Raw genomic sequence first — 17,696 nt, 5'->3', positions numbered from 1 at the left:
GGAAACCGGGAGCGCTGGAAACCGGGAGCGCTGGAAACCGGGTGCACGCGGCGGCCGGGTGCCCGATCATGGCGGCATGTCCGTGAACCCGCACGAAGCCCTGCCGATCCGGCTCAACGTGGACGACAGCGACTCCCCGTCGGATGTCGTCGACGCGCTGTTCCTCGGCCGTTTCGCCACGGGCGAGCAGCCGTACTCGCACGCGGCGAACATCGACCGCGTACGGTCCGGCGCCACCCTGCTGCCGCCGGGCGCGCACGTGCTGCGGATCGCCCGCGACGACGACCGCAGCGCCACCCTGGCCGAGGGCGACGGCTGGACGCTGCTGATCTCGCGCTGGAACCGGGGCGCCGACGTGACCGTGACGGCGACCAGTGCCGACCTGGCCGAGAAGGTGCTCGGCGAGGCGACGGACGGAGCGGCGGACGAGCCCGAGCCGCAGCCGGAGAACGTGACGATGGGTTTCTGGTACGTCTCCCCGCGGCGCGGCCCGCACCGCACCACCCGCCAGATCGCCGCGGGCACCTGGGACGAGGTACGGGCCAACTACACGGCGCCGGTCGCCGACGCGATGGACGGGCTGATGAAGACGACGCCCGAGGACATCGCGGGCCGGCTGCTGCTCCTGCACGGGCCGCCGGGCACCGGCAAGACCTCCGCACTGCGCACCCTGGCCCGTTCCTGGCGGGACTGGTGCCAGGTGGACTGCGTCCTCGACCCGGAGCGGCTCTTCTCGGACGTCGGCTACCTGATGGACATCGCCATCGGCGAGGAGGACGCAGCGGGCAAGGGCCGCTGGCGGCTGCTGCTCCTGGAGGACTGCGACGAACTGATCCGCGGCGAGGCCAAGCACACGGCGGGCCAGGCGCTGTCCCGGCTGCTGAACCTGACGGACGGTCTCCTCGGCCAGGGGCGCAACGTCCTGGTCGGCGTCACGACCAACGAGGACCTGGAGCGTCTCCACCCCGCCGTCGTCCGCCCCGGCCGCTGTCTGGCCCGCATCGAGGTCGGCCCGCTCACCCGCCGGGAGGCGGTGGACTGGCTCGGTGACGAGGTCGAGGGCCGGGAGGAAGCGGTCGGCCGGGAGGGCGCCACGCTGGCGGAGCTGTACGCGCTGCGCCGGGGTACCTCGCCGACCGCGCTGCCGGAGCCGCGGGCGGGCGCGGAGGCCGGGCTGTACCTGTAGCCGTCCGGTGCTTTGATGGGGGTATGCCCCTGTTCGTCGGCACGTCGGGCTGGCAGTACCGCGACTGGCGGGGCGCCTTCTACCCGCCCGGTCTGCCCGTCCGGCGCTGGCTGGAGCACTACGCGGCCGGCTTCGCGACGGTCGAGATCAACAACGCCTTCTACCGCCTGCCCTCCTGGGAGACGTTCGCCGGGTGGCGCGAGCGGCTGCCGCCGGACGCCGTGGTCGCGGTCAAGGCGAGCCGCTACCTGACGCACGTCAGGCGCCTGCGGGACCCGGCGGAACCGGTCGGCCGCCTGCTGGCCCACGCGGCCGGCCTGGGCGACCGTCTGGGCCCGGTCCTGCTGCAACTGCCGCCCACCCTGCGCGCCGACGCGGCCCTCCTGGACACCTGCCTGTCCTGCTTCCCGCCCGGCGTCCGGGTCGCGGTGGAGCCCCGGCACGCGTCCTGGTGGACACCCGAGGTCCGCGAGGTGCTCGTGTCCCGGCGTGCGGCCCTGTGCTGGCCGGACGTCCGCTCGCGCCCGGTCGCCCCGCTCGTGCGCACCACGGACTGGGGCTACGTCCGCTTCCACGAGGGCCGGGCGGCACCCTGGCCGCACTACGGCCGCAGGTCACTGGCGGCATGGGCCGGCCGGGTCGCGACGGCCTGGCCGGACGGCGAGGACGTGTACGCGTACTTCAACAACGACCCGAACGCGGCGGCGGTGACCGACGCGGCGGCGTTCGCCGCACTGGCCCGCGCGTCGGGCCTGACGGTGACCCGGACACCGCCGGCGGCGCGGGGCTGACACCTGTGCGGCCGCATGTGCGGCCGGACCGCGTGGCCGCGACCGGCCGCGGCCCACCGCCGGGGCAGCCGCAGGCCCGTGCCCGGACGGCACTCACTCCCCGAAGGCCGCCCGCAGGGCGTCCCGCGCCGCGTCGAGCGCCTCGGCCTCCGTGAGCCCGAGCCGCCGGGCCCGCTCGGCATAGCCCTGGGCCGCGGACGCCACCTCCCGCTGGGCCGCGGAGCCCGCGGCGGCGACGAACGTGCCGTTGCGTCCGCGGGTCTCGATCACCCCGTCCGCCTCCAGTGCGCGGTACGCCTTGGCGACCGTGTTCGCGGCGAGCCCGAGGGACTCGGCCAGTCCGCGTACGGTCGGCAGCCGGTACCCGACCGGCAGGGCGCCCGAGCGCGCCTGTTCGGAGATCTGCGCGCGCACCTGCTCGTAGGGCGGCGTGCCGTCGTCGATACGGATCTTCAGGGTCACCCGGCGATTGTCGCGCATCCCGCGAAAATCAGAGGCACCGGAGCGCACGGGCGCCGTAGTGTGCGTCCTCATGACCGTTCTCGTACGTGATCTGCGGGTCGACGACCCGGCCGACGTCGCGGCCTTCGCGCAGGTCCGCCATCGCAGCGTGCCGTTCATCCTGTGGACGCCCGAGGCCGTCGTGCACCGGCTCGTCCACACGCACCCGGACGCCCGGAGCCGGTCCCTGGTCGCGGAGGAGGACGGGCAGGTGATCGGCACCGCCCAGATCGGGCTGGTGCACGACAGCCCGGAGCCCGGTCAGGCCTCACTCACCGTCTACGTCGACCCGGGGCGGTTCCGGCGCGGTGCCGGGGGCCTGCTGGTGCGGACGGCCGAGGAGTACCTGACCGGCGAGGGCGCGACGAAGCTGTACTCCTGGGTGCTCGACGACCCCGCCCACCTGCGCTTCGCCGAGCAGCACGGCTACGAGCGCCGCCGCACCGCGCACTTCCTGCGGCTGGACCTGGCGCACGGCACGCTCCCGCCCCTGCCGTCCCTGCCCCCGGGTGCCGAACTGCGCACCGCCGCCGACTACGCGGACGACCCCAGGCCCCTGTTCGAGCTGGACGCGGAGACGGTGGCGGACGAACCGGGCGACGTGGACGTCGAGTTCACGGACTACGAGGCCTGGCTGGCGGAGAGCTGGCAACACCCGCTGCTCGACCGGGAACTGACCACGGTCGTGGCCGTCGACGGCCGCCCGGCCGCCTTCAGCGTCGCCTACACCGACGGCACCCGGTACTCCACGGCGATGACCGGCACGGTCCGCGCCCTGCGCGGCCGGGGCCTGGCCAAGCTCGCCAAGACCGCCTCCCTGCACCGGGCGCGTGCCGCCGGGTGCACGGAGGCGTTCACCGGCAACGACAGCGACAACGGCCCGATGCTCGCCGTCAACAAGTGGCTCGGGTACGAGATCTGCGCGACGGAGGTGCGCCATGTCCGCGAAGTCGGCTGAACCGCCCGCCGAGGTGGACGTGGTCCTGGTCAAGGCAGGCCGCACGAAGATCCGGTACCCGGCGACGCTGCTGCACGACGACGGCACCCGCCTCGCCGTCCGCGCCCCCTGGGCCGGCGACGGCGTACGGGACTTCGGCTTCGTGCGCTTCGAGGCCGGGGACGTCTTCACCGAGTACTACTGGCGCGACCGGTGGTACTCGGTGAAGGAGGTCCGCACGGCGGCCGGTGTGCTGAAGGGCTGGTACTGCGACATCACCCGCCCCGCCGTCCTGACCGGCACGGAGTTGGTCTCCGAGGACCTGGACCTGGACCTGTGGCGCTCGGCGGACGGCACGGACGTACGCCGCCTCGACGAGGACGAGTTCGCCGACAGCGGCCTGCCGACCCGTGACCCAGAGGCCGCAGCCGCCGCCCGAACCGCCCTCAACGAACTGACCGAACGGGCCCACACCCCCGACTTCACCGCCTTGCTGGCCTAGGCTCCGTCGTCACTTTTCCGGCTGCCGGGCCCCGGGCCGTCCGCAGGTCGCCACCACGGCATACCGCTCGTCCGCCACCTCTTTGCCCCACAGTGCCGGGTCGTCCGACAGCCGTTCCACACGCGCCTGTCCGGCGAGCGGACCGAGGAGGGCGGTGAGCCGGTCGGCGGGTATGCCGACGGGGGCGACGCTCCCCCACACGCCCTCGACCAGGACCAGCCGTCCGCCCGGACGCAGCAACTCCTGCCAGTGCCGCAGGGCCCGGCCGGGGTCGGGCAGCGTCCACAGCACGTGCCGGACGAGCACGGCGTCGAAGCGCTGTTCGCCCACGGGCGGCGCCGCGGCATCACCGGTGAGGAACGCCGCGTCACGACCGGCAAGTTTGCTCCTGGCCAATTCCACCATCGCCGGGGAGAGGTCGACGCCGGTGACGCGGTGGCCCTGTTCGGCCACGAGGAGTGACAGGCTGCCGGTGCCGGAGCCCAGGTCGAGGACGTCGCCGGGTCGCTCGGGCAGCCAGGAGGCCAACCGGGCGGCCCACGCCCGGCGTACCCCCGCGTCGCGCAGGCCGTGGTCCGGCTCGTCGTCGAAGGTGGCGGCCAACGCCTCCCAGTCGACATCCGACGCACTCGTTCCGTGACTGTTTCGTCGCATGTGCTCAGGGTGACAGCCGCCACTGACAACGGAGTCGGGGTGGCTGGACGTGAGAACCGCCACTGACAGGGATGCTTCGATGAGTGAGTCTCGGGGAAAGGGTCTACCTCCGTGAGAACGCGGAACCCGGTGGATCCGTAAGGAGGCAGCCATGCGCCGTCTGACCGTGCAGAAGCCCCTGAAGAAGTCCGACGCCCGCCGAGTCCGCGAGGAGGCGGACGAGCGTCCCTCGGGGCGTCCGGAGGTCCGCAAGGACATCGCGCGCACGTGGTGGCCGGAGGGCTGAGCGGGCGGGCCGGCCCATGAGACGTGTCAGAGCAGCCGCTTGCGGTAGTGGACGCGGTCGTAGGGCCCGTCCACCCGGCGGTCCACGACGTCGTACCCGTACCTCGGGTAGATCTCCTGGTTCTCCCACATCAGCGCGTGCGTGTAGAGCCTGACCTCGGGCAGGCCCAGCGCACGCGCGTGTGCGTCCACGAACCGCAGCAAACGCCGTCCCACGCCCCTGCCGTGCGCGTCGGGGTGGACGGCGATGCTGTCGAGGAACAGGTGATCCGCGTACGCCTCGACGACGACGGCGCCCACGAGGCCCGCGAGTTCCGCCAGGCCCGTGCCGGGCTCTTCGGTGACGAACACCTTCCCCGCCGCCACGTTCGCCGCGTGGTCCGCCCCCATGGGCTGCGGCACCGTCCCGATGCGCGCGACGTAGGGGCGGTACGCGGCGTCGGTGACCGCCTTCAGGGCCGGTACGTCCGAGGCCTCCGCCTGCCGGATCCGCTGTCGTTCCATGCCGCGAACGGTAGCTGCCTGAGCCCAGCCTGAGCGCTCCCTTAACGCGACCATAAGGATCTCCGTCACCCGCCTCCAACGGGCGACCTCACGGTGTCCTGGGGCTAGTTTGCTGATCAACCCGCCGGGTTCCGGCCCGAGTTCACCCAGTCCCCCGTGATCGTCCGAGGAGTCCCCATGCCCGCACCGTCCGTGTCCCGCAGGGCCGCAGCCGTCGCCGCCGCCGGTCTCGCCCCGCTCGCCCTGACCACGCTGGCCGCGGCCCCCGCGGCGGCGCACGGCTCGATGGGCGACCCGGTCAGCCGGGTGTCGCAGTGCCACGCCGAGGGCCCCGAGAACCCGCAGTCGGCCGCGTGCAAGGCCGCGGTCGCCGCGGGCGGCACACAGGCGCTCTACGACTGGAACGGCATCCGCATCGGCAACGCCGCGGGCAAGCACCAGGAGCTGATCCCGGACGGCAAGCTGTGCAGCGCCAACGACCCGGCGTTCAAGGGCATGGACCTGGTCCGCGCCGACTGGCCCGCGACCAGTGTGAGCAGCGGCTCGTACACCTTCAAGTACCGGGTGACGGCACCGCACAAGGGCACCTTCAAGGTGTACATCACCAAGCCCGGCTACGACCCGTCGCAGCCGCTGGGCTGGGGCGACCTGGATCTGTCCGCCCCGGTGGCGACCTCCACCGACCCGGTCGCCGAGGGCGGCTTCTACACGTTCTCCGGCACCCTGCCGGAGCGTTCCGGCAAGCACCTGCTGTACGCGGTCTGGCAGCGTTCGGACAGCCCGGAGGCGTTCTACTCCTGCTCGGACGTCGCCTTCGGCGGTGACAGCGGCGGTGGCGCCGCCGCCGGTGACGACGCCGCGTCCGGCGACACGAACGGCGACGCCAAGGGCGACACGGCCGGTGGCGCCGCCCCGGCGCCCGAGGCCTCCGCGCCGTCCGAGGAGCAGCTCTCGGCCGCGGCCGAGAAGTCGACGATCGAGCACCACGGTCACGGCGACCAGGACGCGGAGACCACCACGGACCCGACGGCCCCGGCCGCCGCCCCCGGCGCTCCGGAGGAGGCGCCCGACACCGCCGCCGAGCCCAACCAGGTCAAGGCCGCCGGCGGGAGCACCGAGAACCTCGCGGAGACCGGCGGGGACAGCACCACGCCCTACATCGCGGTCGGTGGCGCCGCCGCCCTGGCGCTCGGCGCGGCCGCCCTGTTCGCGTCGGTCCGCCGGCGCGCGACGGCCGGTGGCCGGCACGGCCGCTGACGCGGGGGACCCACGGGGGCTCGGGGGACCCACGGGGGGACGCGGGTCCCGTCCGGCGGCTCGGGCCGGACGGGACCCGCGTTGCGTGCGCCGGGGCGCGGGTCAGCCGAGGACCGCGGCACAGGTGGTCGGGGTGGCGTGCGCCGGGTCCAGGGCGCCCGCGACCGCGTGGAAGGCGATCCGGTCGAACAGCCCGACCGCCAGGTGCTCGGAGAGGTCGAGCGGGCACAGGTCCTGCAGCAGTATGTTCCGCACGCCGGGTCCGTCGAGGAACTGGCTGCGGTACGGCGTGACCACCTCGTCGTACTTCGTGGCGAGGACGGTGTAGCGCACGCCGGGCACGGTGTCTCCGCCCGCGTTGAGCCTGGTGAGGACGTCGGAGCCGACGACCTGGTCGGCGAGTGCGGGGGTGTGCTCGTTCAGCAGGTCCCCGACGCCGGGGAAGTACGGCAGCAGGCGGGTGAGGCCGGACAGGGTGGTGCCGTGGTTGCTGGGCGCGATGCCGACCAGGGCGTTCACCTTGGCGGCTCCGCCGAGGAACTTCAGGTAGTACCGGGGCATCATGCCGCCCTGGGAGTGGCCGACGAGGTCGGTCTCGGCGGCGCCGGTCGCGGTGAGCACCTTGTCGACGTGGGCGGCCAGTTGCTGCGCCGACTCCTCGACCGGGCCGAGTCCGTGGAAGAACGGGACGCCGGGCAGCCGGCCGTAGTCGAGGGAGAAGACGCAGTAGCCGCGGTTCTTCAGGTAGGGCGCGAGGCCCAGCCAGTTGTCGACGGAGTTCCCGAAGGTGCCGTGGACGAGGACGACGGGACGGGGGTGGGCGGCGGAGGGCTTGCAGGTGTAGTCGTTCCAGCCGGTGCTGGGGCGTGCGTCCGCGGCGGGCGCGGCGGCGGCGGTGGCAGCGGCGGTGGCGGTGGCGGTGGGGAACAGGACGGCCGCGGCGGTCAGCAGCAGTGCGGTCAGTGCTCTCGGCACTCGGCTCCAGGGCAGCATCGGGTGATCTCCTTGCGGATCTGGGGAGTTGCGGCGGCAGGACGCCCTGTGATCCGGATCACGGGATGCTGTTCACTCTTCAAGTTACGGGTGAGTAGCCCAGGGGTGAAGTTACGCGTCAGTAAAAACTTCCAGTGGTAGTCGGCACCGCAGGTGATGTGCGGCCCGCCGATGGCGGGGCGGCGTACGGCACGGGCGCGTCACGCCGCCAGCGATCCCGGCATCACCGCCCGGGGCCCGAACTTCGCCCGCACGCGGTCCGCGACCTCCTCGATCCGGCGGACCTTCTCGTCCACGGGGTCGAAGGTGAGCTGGTGGGAGGCCTGTTCGGCGGGCGTGAGGCCCTCGGCGCGCAGGGCGAGGGAGCGGACCCGGGCGCGCTGGAGGCCGAGCGCCTCGTACATGTCGTACGCGGCGCGGGTCAGGGCCGCCGAGTGCGCGGTCGGTTCGGGCAGGGTGCGGCTGCGGGTGGTGGCAGACCGGTCGGCGTAGCGGACGGTCAGGGTGAGGGTGCGGCAGACCTTGTCCACGGCGCGCAGCCGGGCGCCCAGTTCCCCGGCGGCCGAGAGCAGGGCGCGGCGGTGCCGGTCGGGGTCGAGTTCGTCGCGGTCGAAGGGACGGTCGGCGGCCAGGGACCGGGAGACGCCGTTGGGGACGACCCGGCCTCGGTCGACGCCGTTCGCCCTCTCGTGCAGCTCGCGGCCGGTCTTCGCGCCGACCAGGCGCTGGAGCGTGGGCAGCGGCGCGGCGGCGACCCGGCCGAGGGTGTCGAGGCCGTACTCGCACAGCGTGCGGGCGGTCGCGGTGCCGACGCCGGGCAGCGCGGCGACGGGCCGGCCGGCGAGAAACTCCCGCTCCCCGCCGCCGGGCACCGCGCGGGTCAGTCCCGGCCGCGCGTCGCGCAGCGCCATGCGGGCCAGCATCGGGCCGGGCCCGGCGCCGATCACGCAGTCGACGCCGTGCAGCGCGAGGGCGCGCACCCGGATCACCGAGGCCAGTTCCACGGCGTCGCGCCCGAAGTACCGTTCGGCGCCGCGCAGGTCGGCCAGCGCGCCGTCGGGCGGCAGCGCCTCGACGACCGGTGTGAACTCCTCGATCAGCCCGAGCAGTTCGGGCAGGGCCGCCTCGTACATCGGCGGCAGCTGGAAACGTACGCAGAGGATCGTCATCCCGCACTCCCCGGACTCTGGTGCCACAACTTCCTTCCGGCCGCGGGCCCTTCGCCCGCGGGGCGCAGATCGGCCCAGGGGTGCATCTCGTACCCGGTGGACATGCGGATCGTCCGCTGCTCCATCGGGTCCCGGGCCGCGGAACCGGCCGGCGCGGGCCGCCCGTCCGAACCGGCGAGGCGGCGGCGCGCCGGTCCGCCGCCGGGGTCGTCGCCCTCCTGGCCCCCGCCCGCCGCGGCCAGCCGGGCGGCGACGCCCTCCAGGCCCTCCTCCCGGCGCACCTCCAGCAGGTCGGCGAGGTTCCAGGCCGCGGAGCCGACCACGCTGAGGCTGCGCGGGCCGCGCCGCTGCACCACCCCGCGCACCAGCAGCAGCCAGGAGTGAAAGACGGTGTGCGCGCACGCGTCGTGGGAGTCGTCGAAGAAGGCGAGGTCGACCAGGCCCGAGCCGTCGTCGAGGGTGGAGAAGATGACGCGGCGGCCGGAGCGGATCGGCGGCGTCTGGGTGGCCGCCTTGGCACCCGCGACCAGCACCGTCTCCCCGTGCCGTGCCTCGCGCAGCCGCTTGGCCGACACCACGCCCAGCTCGCGCAGGAAGGTGCGGTGGTCGTCCATCAGGTTGCGCGAGGCGTCCATGGACAGCACACCGAGTTCGGCGCTGAGCCGCTCCGCCGAGGTGAGGTCGGGCAGCCCGGCGGAGGCGGTCCTGCGGCCCCCGGCGAGGGGGAGCTGGTCGCCGCGTCCGCCCCGGGCGCCGCGGTGCAGTTCGGTCAGGTGCAGTTGCAGGTCGCGGCGGTTGGCGCCGAACGCGTCCAGCGCGCCGACCTGGGCGAGCCGTCCGGCCAGCGGCCTGCTGGGGCGGGCCCGTTCCCAGAAGTCGAGCAGGGAGGCGTAGGGCTGCCCCTCGGCGATCCGTTCCGCCTCGGCCTCGCTGATGCCGTGCACGTCCAGGAGGGCTAGGCGGAGTCCCCAGGTCCTCGCCCCGCGCGGCTTACGCGATTCAGACACCAGTTCGATCCTGTGTGCGACCCCCGACCCGTTCACGTCCAGCGGCAGGATCGGCACCCCGCGCCGCCGCGCGTCCGCAAGGAGCAGCCGCTTGGGGTACATGCCGGGGTCGTGGGTGAGCAGGCCCGCGTAGAAGGCGGCCGGGTGGTGGGCCTTCAGCCACGCCGACTGGTACGTCGGCACCGCGAAGGCGACGGCGTGCGCCTTGCAGAAGCCGTAGCTGCCGAAGGCCTCGACGATCTCCCAGGTCCGCTGAATCGTTTCCGCGTCATAGCCCCTCGCCGCCGCGTGCTGGGCGAACCACACCTTGATCCGCCCCTGCGACTCCGGGTCGGACAGGCCGCGCCGCACCCGGTCGGCCTCGCCGCGCCCGCAGCCGGTCATGATGTCGACGATGTCGATGATCTGCTCGTGGAAGACGACGACCCCGTAGGTGCTCTCCAGCGGCTCCGCCAGGTCCTCGTGCGGGTGGCGCACCGGCGCCCGTCCGTGCCGGGCCTCGATGAAGGGCCGCACCATGTCGGCGGCGACCGGTCCCGGCCTGAAGAGCGAGATGTCGACCACGAGGTCGTGGAAGGTCGACGGCTGGAGCCTGCCGACCAGGTCCCGCTGGCCCGGCGACTCGATCTGGAAGCAGCCCAGCGTCTCGGCGGAACGGATCATCCGGTACGTCGCCGGGTCGCCCTCCGGTACGGCGTCCAGGTCGATCCGCTCCCCCGTCGCCCGCTCCACCTCGGTGACCGCGTGCGCCATCGCCGACTGCATCCGCACCCCGAGCACGTCCAGCTTGAGCAGCCCGAGGTCCTCCACGTCGTCCTTGTCGAACTGGGCCATGGGGAAGCCCTCGCCGCTGGTCGGCACGACCGGCGTGCGGGAGAGCAGGGAGGCGTCGGAGAGCAGGACGCCGCAGGGGTGCATGGCGACGCCGCGCGGGAGGGCGTCGAGTCCCTCGACCAGCTCCCAGAGCCTGCCGTACCGCCCCCCTCCTTCCTGCCCTTTCCGCCCTTTCCGCCCTTCCCGCTCTTCCCGCCGGGTCTCCTCCGCCAGCTCCTTCAGCTCGGGCAGTTCCTCCAGGGCCGCGCGGGCGTCGCGGGCGCGGATGTGCGGGAAGGACTTGGCGACGCGGTCGATCTCGGCGGGGTCCATGGACAGGGCGGCGCCCACGTCGCGGATGGCGTGGCGCACCCGGTAGGTCTCCGGCATGGCGACGGTGGCGACGCGCTCGGTGCCGAAGCGGCCGATGATCGCGCGGTAGACCTCCAGGCGGCGCGCGGACTCCACGTCGATGTCGATGTCGGGCAGGACCACCCGCTCCTTGGACAGGAACCGCTCCATCAGCAGCCCGTGCTCGACCGGGTCGGCGTGGGCGATACCGAGGAGGTGGTTGACGAGCGAACCCGCGCCGGAGCCGCGCGCGGCGACCCGGACGCCCATGTGCCGCACGTCGTCCACGACCTGGGCGACGGTGAGGAAGTACGAGGCGAAGCCGTGGTGGGCGATGATGTCCAGCTCGTGGTGCATCCGCTCCCAGTACTCGCGGTGGCCCGGCCGCCGGTCGTAGCCGCGCCGCACCATGCCCGCCGCCGCCCGGGAGGCGAGCGCCCGCTGGGCGGTGCGGCGGCCCGCGCCGACGAGGTGCGGTTCGGGGAAGTGGACGGCGCCCATGCCGAGGTCGTCCTCGGGGTCGACCAGGCACTCGGCGGCCGTGGCCCGGGTCTGCTCCAGCAGGCGGTGGGCGGTGTCGCGCCTGAAGCCCGCGGACTCGACGATCCGCTCGGCGGCGTCCCGCATCGCGCCGGCGTCCTTGAGCCAGGCCTCGCCGGAGTCCAGTTCCCCGGTGGCGTCGATCGGGACGAGGCGGCGGGCGGCGTCCAGGACGTCGGCGACCCGGCCCTGGCCGGGGTCGGCGTAGCGGACGGCGTTGGTGAGCACCGGCCGGACGCCCTGTTCGGCGGCGAAGCCGACGGTGCGGGAGGCCAGGCGCAGGGAGCCGGGGCCGGTGCCGGTACGGCCGTGCCAGACGGCCTCCAGGCGCAGGGCGCCGCCGTAGACCTCCCGCCAGGGGGCGAGGAGCCGCGCGGCGCGGTCGGGGCGGCCGGCGGCGAGGGCGCGGCCGACGTCGGAACCGGGGCCGAGCAGGACGGTCAGGCCGTCGGCGTGGTTGTCGGGCCAGGACAGCAGCGGGGTGCCCTCGGCCGTGTGGGCGGCGGAGACGAGGCGGCACAGGTCGGCCCAGCCGCGGGCGCCGTCGCGGGCGAGGAAGGTCACCCGCGGGGCCGACTCGTCGACGAAGGCGCCCCCGCGCACCGGGGCACGGCGCCGGTCCCGGCGTACGGAGGTCTCCGTGCGGCCGGCTCCTCCGGGCGCGGGGGCGGCCACCGCCAGCTCCGCGCCGAACAGCGGCCGGACGCCCGCCTTCGCACAGGCCTTGGCGAAGCGGACCGTGCCCGCGAGGGTGTCGCGGTCGGTGAGGGCGAGGGCGTCCATGCCCCGCTCGACGGCCCGCTCGGCCAGCCGCTCCGGGTGGGAGGCGCCGTAGCGGGCGGAGAACCCGGAGACGGTGTGCAGATGCGTGAAACCCGGCATCACGCACCTCCCGACTCATGAACCACGACGCCTTATCGAACGTCTGTTCCCAACTACCTCACCCCCACCATAGACCAATTTTCGAATACGTGTGCGACATCCGTTCGGCCCTGCCCCACCTGCGCAAACACCCGTCGGCCCGGACCGTTGGGGACATGTCGCACACCCCGGTCACCGACCGTCGCAGCGGCTCCTTCCTCGGTGAGGTGAAGGACGCCGTCACCCTGCGGGCCACCCTGCTCGTGATCGGCGTGATCGCGCTCCAGCTGCTGTTCATCGCCTCCTACGTGGGAGCGCTGCACGACCCGCGGCCGAGGGACGTGCCCTTCGGGGTGGTCGCGCCGGGGGCGGCCGCCGGGCAGACGGTGGACCGGCTGGAGCGGCTGCCGGGCTCACCGCTGGATCCGCGCACGGTGGCCGACGAGGCCGACGCCCGGCGGCAGATCGAGAACCGGGAGATCGACGGCGCCCTGATCGCCGATCCCTCCGGCCGCACCGACACCCTGCTGGTCGCCTCCGGCGGCGGCACCGTCCTCGCCACCACGCTGGAGGGCATCGTCGGCAAGGCGGAGCGGTCCGAGGGGCGCGCGACGCGGACCGTCGACGTGGCCCCGGCCTCCCCCCACGACTTCGACGGGCTGTCGTCCTTCTACCTGGTCGTGGGCTGGTGCGTCGGCGGCTACCTGTGCGCCTCGATCCTGGCGATCAGCACCGGCGCCCGGCCGGCGAACCCGCGCCGCGCGGCGATCCGGCTGATCGTGATGGCGCTGGTCGCGATCGTCGGCGGACTCGGCGGCGCGGTGATCATCGGGCCGATCCTGGGCGCGCTGCCCGGCAGCGTGGTGGACCTGTGGGGGCTCGGCGCGCTGATCACCTTCGCGGTGGGCGCCGCCACGCTCGCCCTCCAGGGCGTCTTCGGGATCGTCGGCATCGGGCTGGCGATCCTGCTGGTGGTGATCGCGGGCAACCCGAGCGCGGGCGGCGCCTTCCCGCTGCCGCTGCTGCCGCCGTTCTGGCAGGCGATCGGACCGGCCCTGCCACCGGGAGCGGGCACCTGGGCGGCCCGTTCGATCGCCTACTTCAAGGCGAACGACGTGACCTTCTCCCTGCTGGTGCTGTGGGCGTGGGCGGTCGCGGGGACGGTGATCACGATGCTGGCGGCCGCGCTGCCGGGCGGACGGCAGGAGGGGGAACCGCCCGCGCGGGCCGGCTGACCCGCCTCACGCACACGTCGCACGGACGCGCCTTACCCGCACGTCGTACGCACACGTCGTACGGACGCGCCCGGGAGCAGCGCCCGTACACATGCGGGAGTCCCGCACATGCGGGAGTCCCGCCCCTCGCGCGCGGGACGGGACTCCACAGGTGGTGCGGGTGTCGCTCAGCCGATCTCCGTGCCGGTGGCCTCCAGGGCCTCCGTCACCGGCTGGAAGAAGGTCTCGCCGCCGCCGGTGCAGTCGCCGCTGCCGCCGGAGGTGAGGCCGATGGCCTGGTCGCCCGAGAAGAGCGAGCCGCCGCTGTCGCCGGGCTCGGCGCAGACGTCGGTCTGGATCAGGCCGTTGACGATGTCACCGTTGCCGTAGTTCACGGTGGCGTCCAGGCCGGTCACCGTGCCGTCGTGCACCTGGGTGGTGGAACCGCTGCGGGTCACCTCCTGGCCGACGGTGGCCTCGGAGGCGCCCGAGATGGCCTGCGAGGAACCGTCGTAGAGGTTCACCTCGCTCGGGTGGTCCACGTCGCCGGTGTACTTGACCAGGCCGTAGTCGTTGTCCGGGAAGCTGGACGACTCGTTCTCGCCGATGACGTTCCCGGAGGAGTCCGACCAGCTGGAGATGGACTCGGTGCAGTGGCCGGCGGTGATGAAGTACGGCTCGCCGCCCTTGGTCACGTTGAAGCCGAGCGAGCAGCGCCCGCCGCCTCCGGTGATGGCGTCGCCACCCGCGATGAAGGGCTTGTACTCGCCCTTGGTGCGCTTGAGCTCGGCCTTGGCGCCCAGCCCGTCCACCACCTTGGTCAGCTTGGCCAGTTCGGCCTTGGAGACCGTGCGGTCGGCGGTGACGACGACCTTGTTGGTGGTCGGGTCGGTCGCCCAGGAGGTGCCCGGGATGGTCGCGTCCTCGGTGAGGGTGGTGCGGGCGCTCTTCAGGTCGGCGAGCGAGTTCTCGACGATTCTGGCCTTGGCGCCGGCCTCCTCGACGGTCTGCGCGGCGCTCTGGTCGAGCACGTTGACGACGAGGCTCTTGGCCTGCGCGTCGTAGTACGTGCCCGCGGCGTCGCCGCCGAGGTCGCCGATCAGCGTGGAGGCGAGCTTTCCGGCCGCCGTGACCGACAGGGTCTCGGGCGCGGAGGTCGGCTCGGACTCGCTGGCGTTCGCAGTCTGGAAGGTGACTCCCGCGGCGACCAGTGCGGTGATACCCGCACCCACCACGGCGACCCGTCGCCTGGGTATGCGTCGGTGCTTCAACTCACGTCCTCCTGTGGGGGGTCGGCCCGAGAGGTTGTGGGGACCTCGCGAACCGGAAGGCTGGTTGACAAGCGCTAACTCTTCCGATTCCACAGGGCGCACACAAGGTCGAGATCAGGACGTGCGCACGACAACTCCAGCGCGGTCACACGTCCTTCACCATTCATGTCCCTTCCAGCAGGATTCACGGCGCGAACGCACCAGCAAACACTACGGGCGAGTAATCGAAGTCCGGCCGAACGGCTCTTCCCCTGTCCTGAATTCACCTCTTGCGAACCGGGCCCTCTACGTGCGTCTACGCGCGCTGGTGGCGTCGCGGACCGAACAGAGCGGCGAACCGCACCCGCTCGCGCGCCGACCGGGCGCGCAGGAGCCCCCGCACCGTTCGGGTGCGGGGGCTCGTCGCGCTGCCGGCTGCGCGTGCTGTGCGTACTGCGGTTGCGTGCGTGCGTGCCGGGGTCGACTAGTAGACGCTGACGCCGTAGGCGCTCAGGGCCTCCGTCACCGGCTGGAAGAACGTCGTACCGCCGGAGGAGCAGTTGCCGCTGCCGCCGGAGGTCAGACCGTACGCGGTGCCGTTGCTGCCGTAGAGCGGGCCGCCGGAGTCGCCGCCCTCGGCGCAGACCGTGGTCTGGATCAGCCCGTAGACTATGTCGCCGCTGCCGTAGTTGACGGTGGCGTTGAGGGCGGTGACCCGGCCGCTGTGGGTACCGCTGGTGGAGCCGTCGCGGATGACGGTGGTGCCCACGCTCGGGGTGGCCGCGCGGGTGATGTCCACGCCGTTGGCGGTACCGGGCCGGGAGACGGAGCCCGTGTACTGCACGATGCCGTAGTCGTTGCCCGGGAAGCTGGAGCCCGCCGTCTGGCCGATGACGGTGCCTCCGGAGCTGGAGCGCCAGGCGCCTGCGCCGTCGGTGCAGTGACCGGCGGTCAGGAAGTACTCGGTGCCGCTGCTGGAGCGGACGTTGAAGCCGAGGGAGCAGCGCCAGCTGCTCGCGTAGATGGCGTCGCCGCCCTGGATGAGCTTGTTGAGCTTGCCGGGGGTGCGCTTGATCGTGAGCGCGTCGGACTTGTCGCCCGCCTGCTCCTTGATCTTCGCGATCTCGGCCTGGGAAACCGTGCTGTCCACGGTGACAAGCACCCGGCCGGACTCGCTGTCGACGGCCCAGGCGGTGCCCGGGACGTCGGCGTCGAGCACCGCATCGCTCGCGCTGCTCAGTTCGGCGGCGCTGAAGGTGGCCGGGGTGGGTGCCGCGTTGGCGCTGGGGATCGCCACGGCGGCGGCGGCCACGAGGCCGGTGGATACGGCGATCAGCCGAGTCCGTCTCGTGATGCCGCTTCGGGGGGTGGTGCGCTTGATCCTCACTTTTCGTTCCTCCACAGGGGAAGTCGGGGGCCCCTCGTGTGGGGTCGGGGCCCGTGAGGCGCAGCCAGGGACGGACCTCCGGGTTCCGGATACGTCGTGCCCCTGACAAGCGCTGAGGTTGGAGTATTCGGCCGAACGACCGGTCGGCGCAAGAGTGCCTTTCGGCCGTCGCCCTCGGAACGACGTTCATCCATCCCCATGCGGCAGCGCACGGCACCCGTCGTCGCGGGCTCAGTCCTTCCGCACCGGATCGGCCAGACCGAGGTGCGAGCGCAGGGTGGTCCCCTCGTACGCGGTACGGAACGCGCCGCGTTCCTGCAGCAACGGGACCACCCGGTCCACGAACTCGTCCAGACCGCCCCGGGTCGGATGCGGTACGAGGACGAAGCCGTCGGCGGCGTCCCGCGCCACCGACTCCACCAGTTCGGCGGCGACTTCCCCGGGGGTACCGACCAGGAACTGCGGGGCGCCCCGCGTCAGCGGCGCGGTCTGCGGGGAGGCCTGCTGCCGGCGGATCTCCTCGGCCCGCTCGTGCGCCTCGGCCGCGGTGTCCCCGAGGACGACCGTGACGCCGGACATGATCTTGAGGTCGTCGGGGCCGCGGCCGTACTTCGCCAGGCGGCGCTTCACGTCGGCGTAGAACGCGCGGTCCGCCTCCAGAGCGCCGTGCCTCGTGCTGTGTTCTCCCGGGGGACGGCCCCCGGACCCCCAGCCGGAAAAGATCACGTCGGCCGAGGACGCGGCGAACTCCCGGCCCTCGTCGGAGTCCCCCTCGCCGTCTCCCTCCTCGAAGTCGCCCGCCCGGACGACCACCGGATGCCCCTGCGGCGGGCGGGGCAGGCCGAACTCCCCCGCGATGTCGAAGTGCCGCCCCTGGTGGGCGAAGGGGCGGGGCGTGCCGTCGGGGGCCCAGGAGTCCCACAGCTCCCGGGCGGTGGCCACGAACTCGGCGGCGCGGGTGTACCTTTCCGCCCGGTCCCGAAAGCCGCCGCGCCGGAAGTTCTCGCCGGTGGACGCGTCGGAGGAGGTCACCACGTTCCAGGCCGCCCGCCCGCCGCTGAGGTGGTCCAGGGTGGCGAGCCTGCGGGCCAGTTCGTAGGGCTCGTTGAAGGTGGTGCCGGCCGTGGCGGCGAGACCGAGCCGGCCGGTGACGGCGGCGAGGGCGTTCAGCAGGGTCAGGGACTCCGGGCGGCCGGCCACGTCCAGGTCGTGGATGGTCCCCTCGTGCTCGCGCAGCCGCGGCTTCTCGGCGAGGAGGAGTAAGTCGAACAGGCCGCGTTCGGCGGTGCGCGCGAGCCGCTCGAAGGAGGCGAAGTCGATCCGCGGGCCCGAGCGCGGATCGGCCCGGACGTCGGTGTCGCCGGCTCCGGGGACGTGCGCGGCGAGGTGCATCGGCCTCGCCCGCCCCGGCTCCGCCCGCCCCGCACCGCCGCACCCCCCGGCCCCGCACCGCACCACCAAGAAACGCCGCCCGGAAAAGCCAAGACGCGCAAC

16 protein-coding genes are annotated in these 17,696 nt (G+C 73.4%); 7 read left to right on the top strand and 9 right to left on the bottom strand.

The window, feature by feature from the left end; translation table 11 throughout:
- Positions 1 to 76: 76 nt before the first annotated feature.
- A complete protein-coding gene (locus HZS56_RS17075; RefSeq protein ID WP_216721559.1) occupies positions 77 to 1,186 on the top strand; it encodes a DUF5925 domain-containing protein in 1,110 nt (369 codons plus the stop codon).
- A 23-nt stretch (positions 1,187 to 1,209) separates the two neighbouring features.
- Complete coding sequence (locus HZS56_RS17070; RefSeq protein WP_216721558.1) at positions 1,210 to 1,977, top strand: DUF72 domain-containing protein; 768 nt, start codon at positions 1,210 to 1,212, stop codon at positions 1,975 to 1,977.
- Between the two features lie 93 nt (positions 1,978 to 2,070).
- On the opposite strand, the gene HZS56_RS17065 is transcribed toward HZS56_RS17070, so the two are convergent.
- On the bottom strand, positions 2,071 to 2,439 hold the full coding sequence (locus HZS56_RS17065; RefSeq protein ID WP_216721557.1) for a GntR family transcriptional regulator: 369 nt from the start codon (positions 2,437 to 2,439) through the stop codon (positions 2,071 to 2,073).
- A 70-nt stretch (positions 2,440 to 2,509) separates the two neighbouring features.
- On the opposite strand from HZS56_RS17065, the gene HZS56_RS17060 reads away from it, so the two are divergent.
- On the top strand, positions 2,510 to 3,436 hold the full coding sequence (locus tag HZS56_RS17060; RefSeq protein WP_216721556.1) for a GNAT family N-acetyltransferase: 927 nt from the start codon (positions 2,510 to 2,512) through the stop codon (positions 3,434 to 3,436).
- Positions 3,417 to 3,917 (top strand): ribonuclease FAU-1 family protein, encoded by a 501-nt coding sequence (locus HZS56_RS17055; protein ID WP_216721555.1) that lies wholly within the window; start codon positions 3,417 to 3,419, stop codon positions 3,915 to 3,917. The genes HZS56_RS17060 and HZS56_RS17055 overlap by 20 nt, the downstream gene beginning before the upstream one ends.
- Before the next feature lie 9 nt (positions 3,918 to 3,926).
- Here HZS56_RS17055 and HZS56_RS17050 read toward each other — a convergent pair whose 3' ends face one another.
- Positions 3,927 to 4,571 (bottom strand): class I SAM-dependent methyltransferase, encoded by a 645-nt coding sequence (locus HZS56_RS17050; protein ID WP_216721554.1) that lies wholly within the window; start codon positions 4,569 to 4,571, stop codon positions 3,927 to 3,929.
- 151 nt (positions 4,572 to 4,722) lie between these two features.
- Here HZS56_RS17050 and HZS56_RS38735 point away from each other — a divergent pair, with 151 nt between their 5' ends.
- On the top strand, positions 4,723 to 4,857 hold the full coding sequence (locus HZS56_RS38735) for a hypothetical protein (RefSeq protein ID WP_301543040.1): 135 nt from the start codon (positions 4,723 to 4,725) through the stop codon (positions 4,855 to 4,857).
- 26 nt (positions 4,858 to 4,883) lie between these two features.
- Here the strand turns inward: HZS56_RS38735 and HZS56_RS17045 are convergent, their stop codons facing one another.
- Positions 4,884 to 5,360 (bottom strand): GNAT family N-acetyltransferase, encoded by a 477-nt coding sequence (locus HZS56_RS17045; RefSeq protein WP_216721553.1) that lies wholly within the window; start codon positions 5,358 to 5,360, stop codon positions 4,884 to 4,886.
- A 177-nt stretch (positions 5,361 to 5,537) separates the two neighbouring features.
- On the opposite strand from HZS56_RS17045, the gene HZS56_RS17040 reads away from it, so the two are divergent.
- Positions 5,538 to 6,617, top strand: a complete 1,080-nt coding sequence (locus tag HZS56_RS17040; RefSeq protein WP_216721552.1) for a lytic polysaccharide monooxygenase auxiliary activity family 9 protein — start codon at positions 5,538 to 5,540, stop codon at positions 6,615 to 6,617.
- A 102-nt stretch (positions 6,618 to 6,719) separates the two neighbouring features.
- On the opposite strand, the gene HZS56_RS17035 is transcribed toward HZS56_RS17040, so the two are convergent.
- The 3 genes from HZS56_RS17035 to HZS56_RS17025 all read right to left on the bottom strand — a co-directional run bounded on the left by HZS56_RS17035 (position 6,720) and on the right by HZS56_RS17025 (position 12,372).
- Positions 6,720 to 7,610: an esterase/lipase family protein gene (locus tag HZS56_RS17035; protein ID WP_216721551.1), complete on the bottom strand. Its 891-nt coding sequence runs from the start codon at positions 7,608 to 7,610 to the stop codon at positions 6,720 to 6,722.
- 200 nt (positions 7,611 to 7,810) lie between these two features.
- A complete protein-coding gene (locus HZS56_RS17030) occupies positions 7,811 to 8,779 on the bottom strand; it encodes a DNA polymerase Y family protein (protein WP_216721550.1) in 969 nt (322 codons plus the stop codon).
- A complete protein-coding gene (locus HZS56_RS17025) occupies positions 8,776 to 12,372 on the bottom strand; it encodes a DNA polymerase III subunit alpha (protein ID WP_216721549.1) in 3,597 nt (1,198 codons plus the stop codon). Before HZS56_RS17025 ends, HZS56_RS17030 begins: the two co-directional genes overlap by 4 nt.
- A gap of 155 nt (positions 12,373 to 12,527) precedes the next feature.
- Between HZS56_RS17025 and HZS56_RS17020 the strand changes: the two genes are divergently transcribed.
- On the top strand, positions 12,528 to 13,586 hold the full coding sequence (locus HZS56_RS17020; protein WP_216721548.1) for an ABC-2 transporter permease: 1,059 nt from the start codon (positions 12,528 to 12,530) through the stop codon (positions 13,584 to 13,586).
- A gap of 167 nt (positions 13,587 to 13,753) precedes the next feature.
- On the opposite strand, the gene HZS56_RS17015 is transcribed toward HZS56_RS17020, so the two are convergent.
- The 3 genes from HZS56_RS17015 to HZS56_RS17005 all read right to left on the bottom strand — a co-directional run bounded on the left by HZS56_RS17015 (position 13,754) and on the right by HZS56_RS17005 (position 17,594).
- Entirely contained in the window at positions 13,754 to 14,836 is a 1,083-nt protein-coding gene (locus HZS56_RS17015) for a S1 family peptidase (protein ID WP_216721547.1), read from the bottom strand.
- A 463-nt stretch (positions 14,837 to 15,299) separates the two neighbouring features.
- Complete coding sequence (locus tag HZS56_RS17010; protein ID WP_216721546.1) at positions 15,300 to 16,202, bottom strand: S1 family peptidase; 903 nt, start codon at positions 16,200 to 16,202, stop codon at positions 15,300 to 15,302.
- A gap of 231 nt (positions 16,203 to 16,433) precedes the next feature.
- Entirely contained in the window at positions 16,434 to 17,594 is a 1,161-nt protein-coding gene (locus HZS56_RS17005; protein WP_216721545.1) for an LLM class flavin-dependent oxidoreductase, read from the bottom strand.
- Positions 17,595 to 17,696 lie beyond the last annotated feature (102 nt).

It is taken from the genome of Streptomyces mayonensis, from assembly GCF_018982965.1.
GTDB classification, from domain to species: Bacteria; Actinomycetota; Actinomycetes; order Streptomycetales; family Streptomycetaceae; genus Streptomyces; species Streptomyces mayonensis.
This window is presented reverse-complemented; position numbering and strand designations above follow the sequence as displayed.

Bases quoted from the DNA above. Each gene is read 5' to 3' on its own strand.
- HZS56_RS17075 (WP_216721559.1), top strand. From the start codon at position 77: ATGTCCGTGAACCCGCACGAAGCCCTGCCGATCCGGCTCAACGTGGAC.
- HZS56_RS17070 (WP_216721558.1), top strand. From the start codon at position 1,210: ATGCCCCTGTTCGTCGGCACGTCGGGCTGGCAGTACCGCGACTGGCGG.
- HZS56_RS17060 (WP_216721556.1), top strand. From the start codon at position 2,510: ATGACCGTTCTCGTACGTGATCTGCGGGTCGACGACCCGGCCGACGTC.
- HZS56_RS17055 (WP_216721555.1), top strand. From the start codon at position 3,417: ATGTCCGCGAAGTCGGCTGAACCGCCCGCCGAGGTGGACGTGGTCCTG.
- HZS56_RS17050 (WP_216721554.1), bottom strand. From the start codon at position 4,571: ATGCGACGAAACAGTCACGGAACGAGTGCGTCGGATGTCGACTGGGAG.
- HZS56_RS38735 (WP_301543040.1), top strand. From the start codon at position 4,723: ATGCGCCGTCTGACCGTGCAGAAGCCCCTGAAGAAGTCCGACGCCCGC.
- HZS56_RS17045 (WP_216721553.1), bottom strand. From the start codon at position 5,360: ATGGAACGACAGCGGATCCGGCAGGCGGAGGCCTCGGACGTACCGGCC.
- HZS56_RS17040 (WP_216721552.1), top strand. From the start codon at position 5,538: ATGCCCGCACCGTCCGTGTCCCGCAGGGCCGCAGCCGTCGCCGCCGCC.
- HZS56_RS17035 (WP_216721551.1), bottom strand. From the start codon at position 7,610: ATGCTGCCCTGGAGCCGAGTGCCGAGAGCACTGACCGCACTGCTGCTG.
- HZS56_RS17030 (WP_216721550.1), bottom strand. From the start codon at position 8,779: ATGACGATCCTCTGCGTACGTTTCCAGCTGCCGCCGATGTACGAGGCG.
- HZS56_RS17025 (WP_216721549.1), bottom strand. From the start codon at position 12,372: ATGCCGGGTTTCACGCATCTGCACACCGTCTCCGGGTTCTCCGCCCGC.
- HZS56_RS17020 (WP_216721548.1), top strand. From the start codon at position 12,528: ATGTCGCACACCCCGGTCACCGACCGTCGCAGCGGCTCCTTCCTCGGT.
- HZS56_RS17005 (WP_216721545.1), bottom strand. From the start codon at position 17,594: ATGCACCTCGCCGCGCACGTCCCCGGAGCCGGCGACACCGACGTCCGG.